Source organism: Mycolicibacterium confluentis (assembly GCF_010729895.1).
Taxonomy (GTDB): Bacteria; Actinomycetota; Actinomycetes; order Mycobacteriales; family Mycobacteriaceae; genus Mycobacterium; species Mycobacterium confluentis.
Genome location: NZ_AP022612.1, coordinates 1,822,887 through 1,841,057, shown reverse-complemented (window position 1 = coordinate 1,841,057; position 18,171 = coordinate 1,822,887). Strand labels below are relative to the sequence as shown.

The 18,171-nt window shown below is 68.2% G+C and carries 16 protein-coding genes; 12 read left to right on the top strand and 4 right to left on the bottom strand.

Annotated elements, in window-relative coordinates; all coding sequences use genetic code 11:
* The first annotated feature begins 25 nt into the window (after window positions 1-25).
* The 7 genes from aceE (at window position 26) to G6N34_RS08410 (ending at window position 9,663) form a co-directional block, all read left to right on the top strand.
* Entirely contained in the window at window positions 26-2,815 is a 2,790-nt protein-coding gene (gene aceE / locus G6N34_RS08440; protein WP_085150693.1) for a pyruvate dehydrogenase (acetyl-transferring), homodimeric type, read from the top strand.
* A gap of 144 nt (window positions 2,816-2,959) precedes the next feature.
* Window positions 2,960-4,246 carry a PucR family transcriptional regulator gene (locus tag G6N34_RS08435; protein WP_085150691.1) on the top strand — a complete coding sequence of 429 codons (1,287 nt, stop codon included), beginning with the start codon at window positions 2,960-2,962 and terminating at the stop codon, window positions 4,244-4,246.
* A gap of 145 nt (window positions 4,247-4,391) precedes the next feature.
* Window positions 4,392-5,300, top strand: a complete 909-nt coding sequence (locus G6N34_RS08430; RefSeq protein ID WP_109788376.1) for an ACP S-malonyltransferase — start codon at window positions 4,392-4,394, stop codon at window positions 5,298-5,300.
* Between the two features lie 92 nt (window positions 5,301-5,392).
* A complete protein-coding gene (gene acpM / locus G6N34_RS08425; RefSeq protein ID WP_085150688.1) occupies window positions 5,393-5,689 on the top strand; it encodes a meromycolate extension acyl carrier protein AcpM in 297 nt (98 codons plus the stop codon).
* Window positions 5,686-6,936, top strand: a complete 1,251-nt coding sequence (gene kasA, locus G6N34_RS08420; protein ID WP_085150686.1) for a 3-oxoacyl-ACP synthase KasA — start codon at window positions 5,686-5,688, stop codon at window positions 6,934-6,936. Before acpM ends, kasA begins: the two co-directional genes overlap by 4 nt.
* Before the next feature lie 26 nt (window positions 6,937-6,962).
* Complete coding sequence (gene kasB, locus G6N34_RS08415) at window positions 6,963-8,216, top strand: 3-oxoacyl-ACP synthase KasB (RefSeq protein ID WP_085150684.1); 1,254 nt, start codon at window positions 6,963-6,965, stop codon at window positions 8,214-8,216.
* A 25-nt stretch (window positions 8,217-8,241) separates the two neighbouring features.
* Entirely contained in the window at window positions 8,242-9,663 is a 1,422-nt protein-coding gene (locus tag G6N34_RS08410; protein WP_085150682.1) for an acyl-CoA carboxylase subunit beta, read from the top strand.
* A gap of 109 nt (window positions 9,664-9,772) precedes the next feature.
* Here G6N34_RS08410 and G6N34_RS08405 read toward each other — a convergent pair whose 3' ends face one another.
* Both G6N34_RS08405 and G6N34_RS08400 read right to left on the bottom strand, forming a co-directional pair.
* Window positions 9,773-11,308 carry a glycerol-3-phosphate dehydrogenase/oxidase gene (locus tag G6N34_RS08405; protein WP_085150680.1) on the bottom strand — a complete coding sequence of 512 codons (1,536 nt, stop codon included), beginning with the start codon at window positions 11,306-11,308 and terminating at the stop codon, window positions 9,773-9,775.
* Window positions 11,301-11,879 (bottom strand): TetR/AcrR family transcriptional regulator, encoded by a 579-nt coding sequence (locus G6N34_RS08400; RefSeq protein WP_085150678.1) that lies wholly within the window; start codon window positions 11,877-11,879, stop codon window positions 11,301-11,303. The genes G6N34_RS08405 and G6N34_RS08400 overlap by 8 nt, the downstream gene beginning before the upstream one ends.
* A gap of 32 nt (window positions 11,880-11,911) precedes the next feature.
* Here G6N34_RS08400 and G6N34_RS08395 point away from each other — a divergent pair, with 32 nt between their 5' ends.
* From G6N34_RS08395 to G6N34_RS08385, 3 genes are all read left to right on the top strand, one after another.
* On the top strand, window positions 11,912-13,492 hold the full coding sequence (locus G6N34_RS08395) for an FAD-binding oxidoreductase (protein ID WP_085150812.1): 1,581 nt from the start codon (window positions 11,912-11,914) through the stop codon (window positions 13,490-13,492).
* Window positions 13,489-14,388: a diacylglycerol kinase gene (locus G6N34_RS08390; protein ID WP_085150676.1), complete on the top strand. Its 900-nt coding sequence runs from the start codon at window positions 13,489-13,491 to the stop codon at window positions 14,386-14,388. The genes G6N34_RS08395 and G6N34_RS08390 overlap by 4 nt, the downstream gene beginning before the upstream one ends.
* A 64-nt stretch (window positions 14,389-14,452) precedes the next feature.
* Window positions 14,453-14,914, top strand: coding sequence for a DUF4262 domain-containing protein (locus G6N34_RS08385; RefSeq protein WP_109788375.1), 462 nt, complete (start codon window positions 14,453-14,455; stop codon window positions 14,912-14,914).
* Here G6N34_RS08385 and G6N34_RS08380 read toward each other — a convergent pair.
* Together G6N34_RS08380 and G6N34_RS08375 are read right to left on the bottom strand one after the other, a co-directional pair.
* A complete protein-coding gene (locus G6N34_RS08380) occupies window positions 14,911-15,423 on the bottom strand; it encodes a DUF3145 domain-containing protein (RefSeq protein WP_085150672.1) in 513 nt (170 codons plus the stop codon). The genes G6N34_RS08385 and G6N34_RS08380 overlap by 4 nt on opposite strands.
* Before the next feature lie 115 nt (window positions 15,424-15,538).
* Window positions 15,539-16,363: a serine hydrolase domain-containing protein gene (locus tag G6N34_RS08375; protein ID WP_085150670.1), complete on the bottom strand. Its 825-nt coding sequence runs from the start codon at window positions 16,361-16,363 to the stop codon at window positions 15,539-15,541.
* Window positions 16,364-16,430: 67 nt separating this feature from the next.
* Between G6N34_RS08375 and G6N34_RS08370 the strand changes: the two genes are divergently transcribed.
* Both G6N34_RS08370 and G6N34_RS08365 read left to right on the top strand, forming a co-directional pair.
* Window positions 16,431-17,519: an S-(hydroxymethyl)mycothiol dehydrogenase gene (locus tag G6N34_RS08370; RefSeq protein WP_163645358.1), complete on the top strand. Its 1,089-nt coding sequence runs from the start codon at window positions 16,431-16,433 to the stop codon at window positions 17,517-17,519.
* A complete protein-coding gene (locus G6N34_RS08365) occupies window positions 17,516-18,136 on the top strand; it encodes an MBL fold metallo-hydrolase (protein ID WP_163645356.1) in 621 nt (206 codons plus the stop codon). The genes G6N34_RS08370 and G6N34_RS08365 overlap by 4 nt, the downstream gene beginning before the upstream one ends.
* Window positions 18,137-18,171: the final 35 nt, after the last annotated feature.

The following is an 18,171-nucleotide window of genomic DNA, read 5'->3' as shown; positions in this document are numbered from 1 at the left end:
GCCACACCAATCAAGGAGTAGTGCGTTGACTACCGAGTTCGTGCGCCATGACCTGGCCCAAAACTCAGGCACCGCAGCAGAACCTGACCGGGTACGTGTGATCCGAGAGGGCGTGGCGTCCTATCTGCCGGATATCGACCCCGACGAGACGGGTGAATGGCTGGAGTCCTTCGATGATCTGCTGGCACGGTCGGGTCCGGCCCGGGCCCGCTACCTGATGCTGCGCCTTTTGGAGCGCGCCGGTGAGCAGCGGGTGGCCATCCCGTCGCTGACGTCCACCGACTACGTCAACACCATCCCCACCGAACTCGAACCGTGGTTCCCCGGTGACGAGGAGGTCGAACGCCGCTACCGCGCGTGGATCCGCTGGAACGCCGCGATCATGGTCCACCGGGCGCAGCGCCCCGGCGTGGGCGTCGGCGGCCACATCTCGACCTATGCGTCGTCGGCCGCGCTCTACGAGGTCGGGTTCAACCACTTCTTCCGCGGCAAGGGCCACTCCGGCGGCGGCGACCAGATCTTCATCCAGGGCCACGCCTCCCCCGGCATCTACGCCCGCGCATTCCTCGAGGGCCGCCTGACGGCCGAACAACTCGACGGCTTCCGCCAGGAGCACAGCCATCCGGGTGGCGGGATTCCGTCCTACCCGCATCCACGCCTGATGCCGGACTTCTGGGAGTTCCCGACGGTGTCGATGGGCCTGGGGCCCATGAACGCCATCTACCAGGCCCGGTTCAACCACTACATGCATGACCGCGGCCTCAAGGACACCTCCGATCAGCACGTGTGGGCGTTCCTGGGCGACGGCGAGATGGACGAACCGGAGTCGCGCGGCCTGATCCAGGTCGCGGCCAACGAGGGCCTGGACAACCTGACCTTTGTCGTCAACTGCAACCTGCAGCGCCTCGACGGCCCCGTGCGCGGCAACGGCAAGATCATCCAGGAACTGGAGTCCTTCTTCCGCGGCGCGGGCTGGAACGTCATCAAGGTGGTGTGGGGCCGCGAATGGGATGCGCTGCTGCACGCCGACCGCGACGGCGCCCTGGTCAACCTGATGAACTCGACGCCCGACGGCGACTACCAGACGTACAAGGCCAACGACGGCGCCTACGTCCGCGACCACTTCTTCGGCCGCGACCCGCGCACCAAGGCGCTCGTGCAGAACATGACCGACGCCGAGATCTGGAACCTCAAGCGCGGCGGCCACGACTACCGCAAGGTGTACGCCGCCTACCGGGCCGCCATGGAGCACAAGGGACAGCCCACGGTGATCCTGGCCAAGACCATCAAGGGCTACACCCTGGGCAAGCACTTCGAGGGCCGCAACGCCACGCACCAGATGAAAAAGCTTGCGCTGCAAGACCTCAAGGACTTCCGCGACGCCCAGCGGATCCCGATCAGCGACGCGCAGCTCGAAGAGAACCCGTACCTGCCGCCGTACTACCACCCCGGCCAGGACGCCCCTGAGATCAGCTACATGCTGGACCGGCGGCATTCCCTCGGCGGATTCCTGCCGGAGCGCCGCACCAAGTCCACGGCGCTGGCACTGCCACCCCGCGATGTCTACAAGCCGCTGAAGAAGGGGTCCGGCAACCAGGAGGTCGCCACCACCATGGCGACCGTGCGCACGTTCAAGGAACTGTTGCGGGACAAGAACATCGGCCCCCGCCTGGTGCCGATCATCCCCGACGAGGCCCGCACGTTCGGCATGGACTCGTGGTTCCCCAGCCTGAAGATCTACAACCGCAACGGGCAGCTGTACACCGCTGTCGACGCCGAACTGATGCTCGCCTACAAGGAGAGCGAAATCGGCCAGATCCTGCACGAGGGCATCAACGAGGCCGGGTCGACGTCGTCGTTCACCGCGGTCGGAACGTCGTACGCCACCCACAACGAGCCGATGATCCCGATCTACATCTTCTATTCGATGTTCGGGTTCCAGCGCACCGGCGACGGGTTCTGGGCCGCGGCCGATCAGATGGCCCGCGGTTTCGTGCTCGGCGCCACCGCCGGCCGCACCACCCTGACGGGCGAGGGCCTCCAGCACGCCGACGGGCATTCGCTGCTGCTGGCCTCGACCAATCCGGCTGTGGTGGCCTACGACCCGGCGTTCGCCTACGAGATCGCCTACATCGTCGAGAGCGGTCTGCAGCGGATGTACGGCGAGGATCCGGAGAACGTCTTCTTCTACATGACGATCTACAACGAGCCCTACATCCAGCCGGCCGAGCCCGAGAACTTCGACCCCGAGGGCCTGCTGCGCGGCATCTACCGATTCCGCACGGCGACGGAGAAGCGCACCAACACCGCGCAGATCCTGGCGTCCGGGGTGGCCATGCCGGAGGCGCTGCGCGCCGCCGACCTGCTCGAGCAGAGCTGGGATGTGGCCGCCGACGTCTGGTCGGTGACCAGTTGGGGCGAACTCAACCGCGACGGCGTGGCGCTGGAGAAGGAACGACTGCGCCACCCCGACCGCCCCGCCGGCGAGGCGTATGTCACCAAGGTGCTCAGCGACACCCGCGGCCCGGCCGTGGCCGTGTCCGACTGGATGCGCGCGGTCCCGGAGCAGATCCGGCCGTGGGTGCCCAACACCTATGTCACGCTGGGCACCGACGGGTTCGGCTTCTCCGACACCCGCCCCGCGGCGCGCCGCTACTTCAACACCGACGCCGAGTCGGTGGTGGTTGCGGTGCTCGAGGCGCTCGCGCGGGATGGCGAGATCGATCCGTCGGTGGCCGTCGCGGCCGCCAAGGAGTACAAGATCGACGACGTGTACGCCGCGGGCGTGTCCTTCAAGGACACCGGCAGCGCCTAGCGTCCACCTCGTCTTGCCGCGACTGCGGTGAGTGCGCCCCGGACCCGGGATTTCTCGCACTCACCGCAGTCTCGCGGGCATTCCGACGGCCCCGCGACGCGGGAACTGTGGGCTTCTGCCAGAAAAATCGCGTAGGTTTTAGGGATGCCCGACAATCCGTTCGAGATGTCGCGTGCTCCTCTTGAGGTGCTCGACAACGTCCCCGAGTCGCTGCGCCGACGCGTCAAACAGTATTCGGGCCGGATGGCGACCGACGCGGTCCAGGTGATGCAGGAGCGCCTGCCGTTCTTCACTGAGCTCGAGGCCTCGCAGCGCGCCAGCGTCCAGTTGGTGGTGCAGACCGCGGTCGTGAACTTCGCCGAGTGGCTCAACGACCCGGACAGCGACGTCGGTTACACCGCCGAGGCCTTCGCGCTGGTGCCCCAGGACCTGGCCCGCAGGATCGCGCTGCGCCAGACGGTCGACATGGTGCAGGTGGCCATGGAGCACTTCGAGCAGGTGATGCCCCTGCTGGCCCGCAACGACGAGCAGATGACCGCATTGACGGTCGGCATTCTGCGGTACAGCCGCAACCTGGCCTTCGCCGCAGCCAAGGCCTACGCCGACGCCGCCGAGGCGCGCGGCGCCTGGGACACCCGCATGGAGGCCACCGTCGTCGACGCGGTCGTCCGCGGCGACACCGGCCCGGAACTGCTGTCGCGGTCGGCGGCGCTCAACTGGGACACCACGGCCCCGGCGACCGTCGTCGTCGGCACCCCTCCGACCGACCGTGCGCACCTGGCCGCCGACGATGTCCGGGACGCCGCAAACCGCCACGGCCGCGCGGCCCTGGTCGACGTGCACGGCACCTGGCTCGTCGCGATCGTGTCGGGCCAGCTGTCACCGACTGACAAGTTCCTCACCGAACTTCTGGGCGCATTCTCGGCCGGACCGGTGGTCGTCGGGCCGACTGCGCCGTCACTGGCGGCCGCGTATCACAGTGCCAGCGAAGCGATTTCCGGCATGAACGCCGTCGCGGGCTGGACCGGCGCCCCGCGACCGGTGTCGGCGCGCGAGCTTCTTCCCGAGCGGGCGCTGATGGGCGATCCGTCGGCCATCGCGGCACTGCACTCCGATGTCATGCGACCCCTCGCTGACGCCGGACCCGCCCTGACCGAGACCCTCGACGCGTACCTCGACTCCGGCGGAGCAATTGAGGCATGCGCACGCACATTGTTCGTTCATCCAAATACGGTCCGCTACCGACTCAAGCGCATCGCCGATTTCACGGGCCGCGATCCGACCCTGCCGCGCGACGCATACGTGCTTCGGGTGGCCTCCACAGTGGGCCGACTCCCCTATCAGGCGCAGCGTCCCCGCACGTCAAACGGCACTGTGAAGTACCTCACCGGGCCCATGTCCGGGCCGGTCGACATAGTTCACGAAAAGTAACAGGTTGCACTTGCGTATCGATGGCGTCGCATGACAGGCGCTTTTGTAGGCTCTCCACAAAAACCTAAGACGAGGTTCATAATCTCTTACACCCCTCAAAACCGCTCTCACAATGTTCTCTTAAAGAGTGCCTGAACCGACACCTGTGATTGCGCTGCTCGCTCCCGGGCAGGGTTCTCAGACCCCGGGGATGTTGTCCCCGTGGCTGGAACTCCCCGGCGCCGCCGATCAGCTCGCGACCTGGTCGCAGATCAGCGGCCTCGATCTCGTCACGCTGGGCACCACCGCCACGGCGGAGGAGATCACCGACACCGCGGTGACGCAGCCCCTCGTGGTCGCGGCGACGCTGCTGGCCCACCAGGAGCTCGCCAAGCGCGGTCTGCTGCAGTCCGCCAACCTCATGGTCGCCGGACACTCGGTCGGTGAGATCGCGGCCTACGCGATCGCGGGCGTCATCAGCGCCGACGACGCGGTCAAGCTGGCCGCCACACGCGGTGCTGAGATGGCCAAGGCGTGCAACGTCGAGGCCACCGGAATGTCGGCCGTGCTCGGTGGTGACGAGGCTGAGGTCCTGTCGGCGCTGTCCGACCTCGACCTGGTGCCCGCCAACCGCAACGCCGCCGGTCAGATTGTGGCCGCGGGCCGCCTCGACGCGCTGGCCAAGCTCGCCGAGAACCCGCCGGCCAAGGCGCGGGTGCGCCAACTCGCCACCGCGGGCGCCTTCCACACGCACTTCATGGCCTCGGCCACCGACGGCTACTCCGCCGCGGCAGACGCCGTCACCACGAGTGAGCCGACCGCGACCCTGCTGTCCAACGCCGACGGCCAGGCTGTCACCTCAGCGGCCGACGCGATGGAGAAGCTGGTCGCTCAGCTCACCCGTCCGGTCCGATGGGATCTGTGCACCGCTTCGATGCGGGACGCCCAGGTCAAGGCCGTCGTCGAGTTCCCGCCCGCGGGAACCCTGGTCGGCATCGCCAAGCGCGAGCTCAAGGGCACGCCGACCTACGCGGTCAAGGCGCCCGCTGACCTGGACGGACTCGCCGAGCTCTGAGCTCCGGTCCGTCTCCAAAGCACAACCGCATAGACAGTACGACCCCGGATCGCACACGCTTTCGGGCCAGCAGAAATGAAGGGAGCCACACCGTGGCCGCCAGCCAGCAGGAAATCATCGCCGGTCTCGCCGAGATCATCGAAGAAGTGACCGGCATCGAGCCGTCCGAGGTCACCCCCGAGAAGTCCTTCGTCGACGACCTCGACATCGACTCGCTGTCGATGGTTGAGATCGCCGTGCAGACCGAGGACAAGTACGGCGTGAAGATCCCCGACGAGGACCTCGCCGGTCTGCGCACCGTCGGCGACGTCGTCTCCTACATCCAGAAGCTCGAAGAAGAGAACCCCGAGGCTGCCGCCGCCCTGCGCGAGAAGTTTGGCTCGGAATGACCAGACCTTCCACTGCTAACGGCGGATTCCCGAACGTCGTGGTGACGGCCGTCGAGGCCACCACCGCGCTCGCCGCGGACATCGAGAGCACGTGGAAGGGCCTGCTGGCCGGCGAAAGCGGCATCCGCGTCCTCGAGGACGACTTCGTCACCAAGTGGGACCTTCCGGTGCGTATCGGTGGTCATCTCGTCGATGACATCGACGACCACATGACCCGCATCGACATGCGTCGCATGTCCTACGTGCAGCGCATGTCGAAGCTGGTCGCCGGTCGGCTCTGGGAGAACGCGGGTAAGCCCGAGGTCGATCCGGACCGGTTCGCGGTGGTCGTCGGCACCGGCCTCGGTGGCGGCGAGAAGATCGTCGAGACCTATGACCTGATGAACGAGGGCGGGCCCCGCAAGGTGTCTCCGCTGGCTGTTCAGATGATCATGCCCAACGGTGCTGCCGCGGTCGCCGGCCTCGAACTGGGTGCGCGCGCCGGGGTCATCACCCCGGTGTCGGCCTGTTCGTCGGGTTCGGAGGCCATCGCCCACGCGTGGCGCCAGATCGTCATGGGTGACGCCGATTTCGCCGTCTGCGGCGGTGTGGAAGGCGGCATCGAGGCACTGCCCATCGCGGCGTTCTCGATGATGCGCGCCATGTCGACCCGCAACGACGACCCGACCGGTGCCTCGCGTCCGTTCGACAAGGACCGCGACGGCTTCGTGTTCGGTGAGGCCGGGGCGATGATGATCATCGAGACCGAAGAGCATGCGTTGGCTCGCGGCGCCAAGCCGTTGGCCCGGCTCATGGGTGCGGGCATCACGTCGGACGCCTACCACATGGTGGCGCCGGCGCCGGACGGCCAGCGTGCCGGCAAGGCGATGCTGCGGGCGATGGAGACGGCGGGCCTGTCCGCCAAGGACATCAGCCACGTCAACGCACACGCCACCGCGACTCCGATCGGTGACACCGCCGAGGCCAACGCGCTGCGTGTGGCCGGTGTGGGTGAAGCCGCGGTCTACGCGCCGAAGTCGGCGCTGGGCCACTCGATCGGAGCCGTGGGTGCTCTGGAGTCGATCCTGACGGTTCTCGCACTGCGCGACGGCGTCATCCCGCCGACGCTCAACTACGAGACGCCGGATCCGGAGATCGACTTGGACGTGGTCGCAGGGGAACCGCGTTATGGGGATTACCAATACGCCATCAACAACTCGTTCGGCTTCGGCGGACACAACGTGGCGTTGGCGTTTGGCAAGTACTGAGTCCGGGGGGAAGGATAACTGCAGAAATGGCACCGCTGACAACTGGCAACGGTCTGCCCAACGTGGTCGTCACTGGCGTAGCCATGACGACCGCGTTGGCCACCGACGCCGAGAACACCTGGAAGAACCTGCTTGACGGACAGTCTGGGATCCGCAAGCTTGAGGATCCGTTCATCGAGCAGTACGACCTGCCGGTGCGTATCGGCGGCCACCTGTTGGAGGAATTCGAAGGTGAGCTGACCAAGGTCGAGAACCGCCGGATGTCCTATCTGCAGAAGATGGCGACAGTGATCGGCCGCCGGGCCTGGCAGAACGCCGGTTCCCCGGAGGTCGACACTCGCCGCCTCATGGTCTCGATCGGCACCGGCCTCGGTTCCGCGGAAGAACTCGTGTTCGCCTATGACGGCATGCGCGAGCGCGGACTGAGGGCGGTGTCCCCCTTGGTCGTTCAGATGTTCATGCCCAACGGCGCCGCAGCAGTGGTCGGCCTCGACCGTGGCGCCAAGGCCGGGGTCAGCACCTCGATCTCGGCCTGCGCGTCGGGTTCGGAGGCCATCGCGAACGCCTGGCGGAACATCGTCTACGGCGAGGCCGACATCGCCATCTGCGGCGGTGTCGAGACCAAGATCGAAGCGGTTCCGATCGCAGGCTTCGCCCAGATGCGCATCGTGCTGTCCAACACCAATGACAACCCGGCCGGCGCCTGCCGCCCGTTCGACCGCGACCGCAACGGCTTCGTGTTCGGCGAGGGTGGCGCACTGCTCGTCATCGAGACCGAGGAGCACGCCAAGGCCCGCGGTGCGAACATCCTGGCGCGCATCATGGGCGCATCGGTGACATCCGACGGCTTCCACATGGTCGCCCCCGACCCCGACGGAGAGCGTGCCGGTCACGCCATCTCGCGGGCCGTCGAGCTGGCCGGCCTGCAGCCGTCCGACATCGACCACATCAACGCCCACGCCACGGGCACCAGCGTCGGTGACGTGGCCGAGGGCAAGGCCATCAACAACGCCATGGGCAGCCACCGCCCCGCGATCTACGCGCCGAAGTCGGCGCTGGGTCACTCCGTCGGCGCCGTGGGGGCCGTGGAGTCCATCCTCACCGTGTTCGCGCTGCGTGACGGTGTCATCCCGCCCACACTGAATCTGGAGAATCTCGACCCCGAGATCGATCTGGATGTGGTTGCGGGCACTCCGCGCACCGGTGATTTCCGGTACGCGGTCAACAATTCGTTCGGATTCGGCGGGCATAACGTCGCACTCGCCTTCGGTAAGTACTAAGAGACGCGAAACGGTAGGAGACGGTATGACGACGATGGCCCCTGAATCGGTGAATGAATCATTGGATCCCCGCGACCCGCTGCTGCGGCTGTCGACGTTCTTCGATGACGGCAGCGTCGAGCTGCTGCACGAGCGGGATCGCTCCGGCGTCCTGGCGGCCGCCGGCACCGTCAACGGGGTCCGCACCGTCGCGTTCTGCACCGACGGCACCGTCATGGGCGGCGCCATGGGTGTCGACGGCTGCAAGCACATCGTCGACGCCTACGACACCGCCATCGAGGACCAGAGCCCCATCGTCGGTATCTGGCACTCCGGCGGCGCGCGGCTGGCCGAAGGCGTCAAGGCGCTGCACGCCGTGGGCCTGGTCTTCGAGGCCATGATCCGTGCCTCGGGCTACATCCCGCAGATCTCGGTGGTCGTCGGCTTCGCAGCCGGCGGCGCGGCCTACGGGCCCGCGCTGACCGACGTCATCGTGATGGCCCCCGAGAGCAAGGTCTTCGTCACGGGCCCCGACGTCGTGCGCAGCGTCACCGGCGAGGACGTCGACATGGTGTCGCTGGGCGGCCCTGAGGCGCACCACAAGAAGTCCGGTGTCTGCCACATCGTCGCCAACGACGAACTCGACGCCTATGAGCGCGGCCGTCGCCTGGTCGGACTGTTCTGCCAGCAGGGTCATTTCGACCGTTCCAAGGCCGAGGCCGGCGACACCGACCTCAAGGCGCTGCTGCCCGCGTCGGCGCGACGCGCCTACGACGTGCACCCGCTGGTCGAGGCTCTGCTCGACGAGGGCGTGCCGTTCGAGGAGTTCCAGTCCCGCTGGGCCCCGTCCATCGTGGTCGGCCTGGGCCGCCTCGCCGGGCGCACCGTCGGTGTGATCGCCAACAACCCACTGCGCCTGGGCGGCTGCCTGAACTCCGAAAGTGCCGAGAAGTCAGCACGTTTCGTCCGCCTGTGCGACGCGTTCGGCATCCCGCTGGTGGTCATCGTGGACGTGCCCGGCTACCTGCCCGGCGTCGACCAGGAATGGGGCGGCGTCGTGCGCCGCGGCGCGAAGCTGCTGCACGCGTTCGGTGAGTCCTCGGTCCCCCGCGTCACGCTGGTGACCCGCAAGATCTACGGCGGCGCCTACATCGCGATGAACTCGCGGTCGCTGAACGCCACCAAGGTGTTCGCCTGGCCCGAGGCCGAGGTCGCCGTCATGGGCGCCAAGGCCGCCGTCGGCATCCTGCACAAGAAGAAGCTTGCCGCCGCCCCCGATGACGAGCGCGACGCCCTGCACGAGGAACTCGCGCTCGAGCACGAGCGGATCGCCGGCGGTGTGGACAGCGCGATCGAGATCGGTGTCGTCGACGCCAAGATCGATCCGTCGCAGACCCGCAGCGTGCTGACCCAGGCGCTGGCCGAGGCGCCCGCGCGTCGTGGCCGGCACAAGAACATCCCGCTGTAACCGCTCGTCTTCTCATCGCGAGCAGACACAGAATCGCCCGAATTCCTTCGAATTCGGGCGATTTTGTTGGGGCCCCGGCTTGCGGGCACTGGGCGTTCAGCCCGCGCGGCTAGGTTGCCGCCAGGAACTCCTCAGCCGCCGCGGCGGCACGGTCTCGATCCGCGGCCACCAGGCCGATGCGGGTGCGCCGGTCCAGGATGTCGTCGGCGTCCAACGCGCCCTCATGCGTGACGGCGTACTCGAATTCGGCGCGGATCACGTCGATGCCCTCGGCGACCTGGTCGGTGGGGCGCTCGCATGTGGCGCGCGCGATCACGTTGGGCGCTTCGGCGCCGAAGCGGGCCACGAGCGAGGACGGCAGGTCGTGGTCGGATCTCAGCGTGGAGACCGGATTCGCCGGAGCACCGATCAGAGGCAGGTTGCGGGTGCGGCACGGCCCGGCGGTCAGGCCGCGCAACGCGATGGTGCGGTCGAGCACGTCCTCGGCCATGTGGCGGTACTCGGTGAGCTTACCGCCGACGATGTTCACCGCCCCCGAGGGCGCCTCGATGACGGCGTGGTCCCGGGAGATGTCGGCCGTGCGGCCCTCCCCCGCGTCGATCAGCGGACGCAGACCGGCGTAGGAGCCGATGACGTCGTCGGTCGTCACCGCCACGCCCAGCGCGGTGTTGACGGTGTCGAGCAGGAACGCCACCTCGGCCGGAGTCGGCTGCGGCACATCGGGAATGGGTCCTGGGGCGTCCTCGTCGGTCAATCCGAGGTACACCCGGCCGAGCTGTTCGGGCATCGCGAACACGAACCGGTTGAGCTCCCCGGGGATCGGAATGGTCAACGCGGCAACAGGATTGCCGAAGGTTTCGGCGTCGAACACCAGGTGAGTGCCGCGACTGGGCCGCAACTTCAGCGACGAGTCCAGCTCGCCAGCCCACACCCCGGTGGCGTTGATGACCGCGCGGGCCGTCACTTCCAGGGTTTCGCCGGTGAGTTCATCGCTGAGCCGGGCGGAGGTGCCGGTGACCTCGACGGCCGAGACGCGGGTCAGGATCCGCGCGCCGTGCTGGGCGGCGGTGCGGGCCACGGCCACCACCAGGCGGGCGTCGTCGATGAGCTGACCGTCATAGGCCAGCAGGGCGCCCTCGAGACCGTCGCGGCGCACGGTCGGCGCCAACTCGGCCGCACGGCCAGCGTCGATACGGCGTGAGCGTGGCAGCGTGGAGGCGGGGGTTCCGGCCATGCGGCGCAGGCCGTCGCCGGCCAGGAATCCGACCCGGACCAGGGCCCGTTCGGCGCGCCCCATGGCGGGGAGCAGCGGGACCAACTGCGGCATGGCGCGCACCAGGTGAGGAGCGTTGCGGGTCATCAGGATTCCGCGTTCGGCGGCGCTGCGCCGCGCGATGCCGATGTTGCCGGTGGCCAGGTAGCGCAGCCCGCCGTGGACCAGTTTGGAACTCCATCGGCTGGTCCCGAACGCCAGATCGTGGCGTTCGACGAGCACGACGTTGAGGCCGCGGGCCGCGGCGTCCAGGGCGATGCCCACTCCGGTGATGCCGCCGCCGATGACCAGGACGTCGGGCACGTCCCCGTCGGCGAGGGCGGCGAGTTCGACGCTGCGACGCGTGGCATTGAGGGCACTGGAATCAGCCATGGGCGAGGTATCCGTTCAACGCGTGCGTGAGTTCGGTGGCCAGTTCCTCAGGCGGCAGGATCGGTTCGACGATCTGCGCGGACTGAATGGTGGACTGCACGACCAGCAGCACCATCGTGGCCAGCCTGCGCGGATCACCCGCGCGCACGCTCCCGTCGGCCTGCGCGGCCCTGAGGTCGTCGGCCAGCACGTCGATCAGCAGTCGCTGGCTGGTGCCGAGGCGTTCGGCGATGTAGACCATCGCGAACTCGGGCGCGGAGTGCAGGACGGCCGAGAGCAGGTCGTCATGGCGCAGACGCGCGGCCACCGCCACGATCCGGTCGACGATCGCGGTGCGACCCGGCCCCGCCAGGGGCACCTCACGGGCCGCTTCGGTGATCCGGCGCGTCAGCAGCGCCGCCAGAATCGCCTGCGTATCGGGCCAGCGCCGATAGATCGTGGGCCGGCTGACCTTGGCGCGGCGGGCGATCTCGGCCAGCGTCACGCGGTCGATCCCGTAGTCACGCACGCAGGTGGCGGCCGCGGCGAGGATCCGGTCGCCGACATCCTGCTCGTTACTGATTGACAGCATCTGTAATACTGTAACGCATGCTTGAGCCTCCGATGAAATGGAACGCCTGGGGAGACCCGGCGGCGGCCAAACCCCTCTCCGCCGGGATCCGCGCGCTGTTGACCCAGGCCCTGGGCGTCGCGGAACAGGCCGTCCCGGAGTTGACGCCCGACGAGGTTCGGGTTCGCCCCTGCGCCCTGTCGGACGCCGACCGCGGGGCACTGTCGGCCATCGTCGGCACCGAGAACTTCACGGTCGACGATCATCTGCGCCTGTTGCACGCCGGCGGCAAGTCCACACTGGACCTGCTGCGTCGCGCCGACCGCGGCGAACAGGACGCACCGGATGCGGTGCTGACCCCGGGCACCGAGGACGAGATCGCGGCCATCCTGCGGCACTGCGCCGAACACGGCATCGCGGTCGTGCCCTTCGGCGGAGGCACCAGCGTGGTCGGCGGCCTCGACCCCATCCGCGGACCGTTCACCAGCGCCGTCACGCTCGACCTGCGCCGGTTCGACCAACTGCTGAGTCTCGATCCGATCTCCGGTGAGGCCGAACTCGGCGCGGGCGTCACCGGACCCGACGCCGAGAGACTGCTTGGCGCGCAGGGCTTCTCGCTCGGACACTTCCCGCAGAGCTTCCAGTTCGCCACCATCGGCGGATTCGCCGCCACCCGGTCGTCGGGCCAGGACTCGAGCGGTTACGGACGGTTCGACGACATGATCCGCGGCCTCACCGCCGTCACCCCGGCCGGCGTCCTCGACCTCGGCCGCGCCCCCGCCTCGGCCGCCGGGCCCGATCTGCGTCAGCTCATCATCGGCTCCGAGGGCGTGTTCGGGATCATCACCCGCGTCCGACTGCGGGTGCATCCCGCGCCGGAGACCACCCGCTACGAGGCATGGTCGTTCCCCGACTTCGCCACGGGCGCTTCGGCACTGCGCGCCGTGGTGCAGACCGGCACCGGCCCGACCGTGCTGCGACTGTCCGATGAGGCCGAGACCGGCGTCAACCTGGCCACCACCGAGCAGATCGGTGAGCAGCAGATCACCGGTGGATGTCTGGGCATCACGCTGTTCGAGGGGACGGCGGCTCACACCGAGAGCCGGCACGCCGAGACCCGCGCGCTGATTGAGGCGCACGGAGGGGTGTCGTTGGGCGAGGAACCCGCACGCGCCTGGGAGCACGGCCGGTACGGAGCGCCCTACCTGCGTGACTCGCTGCTGGCCGCCGGTGCGCTGTGCGAGACGCTGGAGACAGCCACCTCATGGTCCAACCTGCAGACTCTGAAGGCCGCCGTCACCGAGGCCCTGACCTCATCACTGGCCGAATCCGGCACGCCGGCATTGGTTCTGTGCCACATTTCGCACGTGTATCCCACCGGTGCCTCGCTGTACTTCACGGTGGTCGCCGGCCAGCGGGGCAACCCGATCGACCAGTGGCGTGCCGCGAAGACGGCCGCCTCGGAAGCCATGGTGCGCACCGGCGGCACCATCACGCACCACCACGCGGTCGGTGCCGACCATCGGCCGTGGATGACCGACGAGGTCGGTGAGCTCGGTGTGCAGGTGCTGCGCGCGGTCAAGGCGTCGCTGGATCCTGCCGGAATCCTCAACCCGGGCAAGCTGATTCCATGACCGTCGGGCATGTCACGGTGCTGACCAACCCCGCATCGGGGCACGGCAACGCCCCGCATGCCGCCGAACGCGCGATCACCCGTCTGCAGGATCGCGGCGTCGACGTCTGCGCGATCGTCGGCCGCGACGCCGCCCACGCCAGTGAGCTTGTCCGTGACCAACTTAACCGCGGCACGGACGCCCTGGCGGTGGTCGGCGGCGACGGCGTGATCGGCCTGGCGCTGCAGGAGTTGGCGGGCACCAACGTGCCGCTGGGCATCGTCCCGGCGGGCACCGGCAATGACCACGCCCGCGAGTACGGCATCCCCACCGGGGATCCGGTCGCGGCCGCCGACGTCGTCGCCGACGGACATGTGCGCACCGTCGACCTCGGCCGCATCGACGGGGCCGACGGCACCCGGAAGTGGTTCGGCACCGTGGCCGCGACGGGATTCGACTCGCTGGTCAGCGATCGCGCCAACCGCATGCGGTGGCCGCACGGCCGAATGCGATACAACCTCGCGATGGTCGCGGAACTGTCGAAGCTGCGCCTGCTGCCGTTTCGGATGACCTTCGACGACGGCGAACCCGTCGACATGCGGCTGACGATGGCCGCGATCGGCAACACCCGCAGTTACGGCGGCGGCATGTTGATCTGCCCCGGCGCGGACCCGACCGACGGTCTGCTCGACGTCACGATGATCGCCTCGGCGTCGCGCTCCCGGCTGATTCGGTTGTTCCCCACCGTGTTCAAGGGCACCCACGTCAATCTCGACACGGTCACGACCCGGCGCGCGACCACCGTCAGGGTCGAGTGCCCCGGCATCAACGCCTATGCCGACGGCGACTACGCCTGTGCGCTGCCCGCTCAGATCACGGCGGTGCCCGACGCACTGCGGATTCTGGTGCCTGTCTGACTTGTCGGACCCCAAGCGCATGCTGGCAGCAACCACGACAGAAAGGTCAGCTGCCATGTGTGGAATGTGCGACCACCCCGACGCCAGCAACGAGGACGTCCTCGACGAGGTGCGTATGAGGATCAGCGTCCACGGTTGGGCGATCCAGTACATCGAAAGTGACCGTGCGCCGTACGCGTACACGGTCGGACTCGACGCGTTCGGCCTTCCGGAACTGTTGGTCAGCGGGCTGGATCCGCAGCGGGCCGGTTGGCTGTTGAACCGGCTGGCCCGGCAGGCTCGCATGCAGGGAATCCCCGAGGCCGGCGTGCAACTGCGGCTGCCGTCGGGCACCAAGGTCGAGTTCGTCGACATCCCGCACCCGGACGCACACCTGAACTTCGCCGTCGCAATCGAGGGCCCGATGATCCGCGCGCGGCAGGTGGTGTGGGCCGACGACCGTGGCCGGTGGCCATGGGGTCCGGGATTCGACGGCGGCGGCGTGGCCCAACCGGTGCTGGGTCCGCGTGAGCTGAAGGCCGGTTAGCCGACGCCCCGATTCAGCCACGCAACCTCGGCCCCGTCACCGCCGTTGCGGTAGGGCTCCAATGCGTCGTCCCAGGCGATGCCAAGCACGGAGTCCAGTTCGGCGGCCAGGGTGTCGGCGCCGGCGGCCATCAGGGCACGCAGTCGCATCTCGCCCACCATGGTGTCGCCGTTGGCGCTCATCGTTCCGCTCCACAGGCCCAGTTGCGGGGTGTGGCAGAACCGCTGCCCGTCGACGCCCTCGCTCGGGTCCTCGGTGACCTCGAAGCGCAGCACCGTCCACGACCGCAGCGCGTTCGCCAACTGCGCGCCGGTGCCCACCGGGCCCACCCAGTTGGTGACGGCGCGCAGCTGCCCTGGCATCGCCGGCTGGGGCGTCCAGGTCAGCTTCGCCCTGGCGTTCAGGGTCGAAGAAAGCGCCCACTCCACATGTGGGCACACCGCCGCGGGTGAGGCATGAATGTAGACCACACCTGTAGTCGCGTCGGCAAATTGGTTCGACGCACGCATTGGCTGCTCCTTCAGTTAGACGAGGGACGTCTTCCCCAACGGCCTCGGTCTACTGACCAGCATCACAAATTGTGTGTCGCGCGTGTCTATTGTGCCCTGTGAGGCGCCTGTTGCGCTAGTGTGCGCCGAATTCTCTCAGAATGCCGTCAGAAATTGATGGCCACAGGGTGTGCGCCCACTCCCCGAAGTCCCGGTCCGTCAGCACCACGGCCGCCAGTCCCGCGTCCGGATCGGCCCAGATGAAGGTGCCTGACTGGCCGAAATGGCCGAACGTCGACGCTGAGTTGTCCGCGCCCGTCCAGTGCGGGCTCTTGCCGTCGCGAAGCTCGAAACCCAGCCCCCAGTCGTTGGGGCGTTGTGACCCGTACCCGGGCAGCACGCCGCCCAGGCCTGGAAACTGCACGGTCACCGCTTCGGCGTGCATCTGCGGGGACACGGTCGCGGGCGCCAGCAGGTCACCAGCGAACGACGCGAGGTCGGCGACCGTGGACACCGCGCCGAACCCGGCCTCCGCGGCCCCGCCGGGCAGCGCCGAATCCGACATCGCCAGAGGTTGGAAGATCGCCTCGGTCAGGTAGTCGCCGAAGGACATCTCGGTGGCCGCCTCAAGCGTCTCGGCCAGCACGCGGAAGCCGGAGTTCGAGTAGATGCGTCGGGTGCCGGGCTTGGCCAGCACCGCATCGTCGAGCATGGCCAGACCGGAGGCGTGCGCCAGCAGATGCCGCACCGTCGACCCCTCGGGGCCGGCGGGCGTGTCGAGTTCGAGCGCCCCCTCCTCGATCGCCACCTGGACCGCGCGGGCAACCAGTGGCTTGGTCACCGACGCCAGCCGAAACCGCGCGGTCGTCTCGCCGAACGTGGCCATCACACCCGAGGTGCTCACGACGGCCGCAGCGGCGGTGGGCACGGGCCAGTCGGCGAGGACGTCGAGCGCGCTCATGGCGCAGACACTACCGAGCGTCCGCTCCGCCACCCCCGCTCAGGAACCAGGCATTAGGTTGTCATCCATGAGTCAGACAGTGCGTGGGGTGATTTCCCGGTCCAAGAAGCAGCCCGTGGAGTTGGTCGACATCGTGATCCCGGATCCGGGTCCCGGTGAGGTGGTCGTCGACATTCTCGCGTGCGGGGTGTGTCATACCGATCTGACCTACCGCGAGGGTGGGATCAACGACGAGTACCCGTTCCTTCTTGGTCATGAGGCCGCGGGCACGGTGGAGTCGGTCGGTGAGGGCGTGACCAACGTCGAGCCGGGCGACTTCGTGATCTTGAACTGGCGTGCGGTGTGTGGGCAGTGCCGGGCCTGTAAGCGTGGCCGCCCGCACCTGTGCTTCGACACGTTCAACGCCACCCAGAAGATGACGCTGACCGACGGCACCGAGCTGACCCCTGCGTTGGGGATCGGGGCGTTCGCCGACAAGACCCTGGTGCATGAAGGACAGTGCACCAAGGTCGATTCCGACGCCGATCCGGCGGTCGCGGGCCTGCTGGGCTGCGGTGTGATGGCCGGCATCGGCGCGGCGATCAACACCGGCGCGGTGACCCGCGATGACACGGTGGCCGTGATCGGCTGCGGCGGTGTGGGTGATGCCGCGATCGCCGGCGCCGCCCTGGTCGGCGCCAAGAAGATCATCGCCGTCGACACCGACAACAGGAAACTGCACTGGGCCCGCGAGTTCGGCGCCACCCACACCATCAACGCCAAGGAACTCGACCCGGTCGCGACCATCCAGGACCTGACCGACGGGTTCGGTGCTGACGTGGTCATCGACGCCGTCGGCCGACCGGAGACCTGGAAGCAGGCCTTCTACGCGCGCGACCTGGCCGGCACCGTGGTGCTCGTCGGCGTGCCCACCCCCGATATGACGCTCGAGATGCCGCTGGTGGACTTCTTCTCCCGCGGCGGCTCGCTGAAGTCCTCCTGGTACGGCGACTGCCTGCCCGAACGCGACTTCCCCACCCTGATCTCGCTCTACCTGCAGGGCCGGCTTCCGTTGGAGAAGTTCGTCTCCGAACGCATCGGCCTGGACGCCATCGAGGACGCGTTCCACAAGATGCACGCCGGTGAGGTGCTGCGCTCGGTGGTGGTGCTCAAATGAGCATCACCCGCGTGGTCACCAGCGGCACCTTCAGCCTCGACGGCGGCACCTGGGACGTCGACAACAACATCTGGATCGTCGGTGACGACAACGACGTCATCGTCTTCGACGCCGCCCACACCGCCGACCCCATCATCGAGGCCGTCGCCGGCCGCAACGTCGTCGCCGTCATCTGCACCCACGGCCACAACGACCACATCACCGTCGCCCCCGAACTGTCCACCGCACTGGACGCGCCCATCCTGCTGCACCCTGCCGACGACATGCTGTGGCGAATGACGCATCCGGACAAGGACTTCCACACCGTGGACGACGGAGTCCGGCTGCAGGCCGGCGGGGTTGAACTGCACGCCATCCACACGCCGGGTCACTCGCCCGGGTCGGTGTGCTGGTACGCGCCCGACCTGGGTGCGGTGTTCTCGGGCGACACCCTGTTCCAGGGCGGACCCGGCGCTACCGGACGGTCCTTCTCCGACTTCCCGACCATCCTCGACTCGATCAAGGACAAGCTGGGTGCGCTGCCCGCCGACACGGTGGTCTACACCGGGCACGGTGACACCACCCGAATCGGCGACGAGATCGTGAACTACGACGAGTGGGTGGCTCGCGGCCACTGACGATGCACCGCGAGGAACGAGCGGTGAGGAGGAAG

Bases quoted from the DNA above. Each gene is read 5' to 3' on its own strand.
- G6N34_RS08365 (WP_163645356.1), top strand. From the start codon at position 17,516: ATGAGCATCACCCGCGTGGTCACCAGCGGCACCTTCAGCCTCGACGGC.
- kasA (WP_085150686.1), top strand. From the start codon at position 5,686: ATGACCAGACCTTCCACTGCTAACGGCGGATTCCCGAACGTCGTGGTG.
- G6N34_RS08400 (WP_085150678.1), bottom strand. From the start codon at position 11,879: ATGCTGTCAATCAGTAACGAGCAGGATGTCGGCGACCGGATCCTCGCC.
- G6N34_RS08385 (WP_109788375.1), top strand. From the start codon at position 14,453: ATGTGCGACCACCCCGACGCCAGCAACGAGGACGTCCTCGACGAGGTG.
- G6N34_RS08435 (WP_085150691.1), top strand. From the start codon at position 2,960: ATGCCCGACAATCCGTTCGAGATGTCGCGTGCTCCTCTTGAGGTGCTC.
- G6N34_RS08405 (WP_085150680.1), bottom strand. From the start codon at position 11,308: ATGGCTGATTCCAGTGCCCTCAATGCCACGCGTCGCAGCGTCGAACTC.
- G6N34_RS08370 (WP_163645358.1), top strand. From the start codon at position 16,431: ATGAGTCAGACAGTGCGTGGGGTGATTTCCCGGTCCAAGAAGCAGCCC.
- G6N34_RS08390 (WP_085150676.1), top strand. From the start codon at position 13,489: ATGACCGTCGGGCATGTCACGGTGCTGACCAACCCCGCATCGGGGCAC.
- kasB (WP_085150684.1), top strand. From the start codon at position 6,963: ATGGCACCGCTGACAACTGGCAACGGTCTGCCCAACGTGGTCGTCACT.
- G6N34_RS08375 (WP_085150670.1), bottom strand. From the start codon at position 16,363: ATGAGCGCGCTCGACGTCCTCGCCGACTGGCCCGTGCCCACCGCCGCT.
- G6N34_RS08380 (WP_085150672.1), bottom strand. From the start codon at position 15,423: ATGCGTGCGTCGAACCAATTTGCCGACGCGACTACAGGTGTGGTCTAC.
- G6N34_RS08410 (WP_085150682.1), top strand. From the start codon at position 8,242: ATGACGACGATGGCCCCTGAATCGGTGAATGAATCATTGGATCCCCGC.
- G6N34_RS08395 (WP_085150812.1), top strand. From the start codon at position 11,912: ATGAAATGGAACGCCTGGGGAGACCCGGCGGCGGCCAAACCCCTCTCC.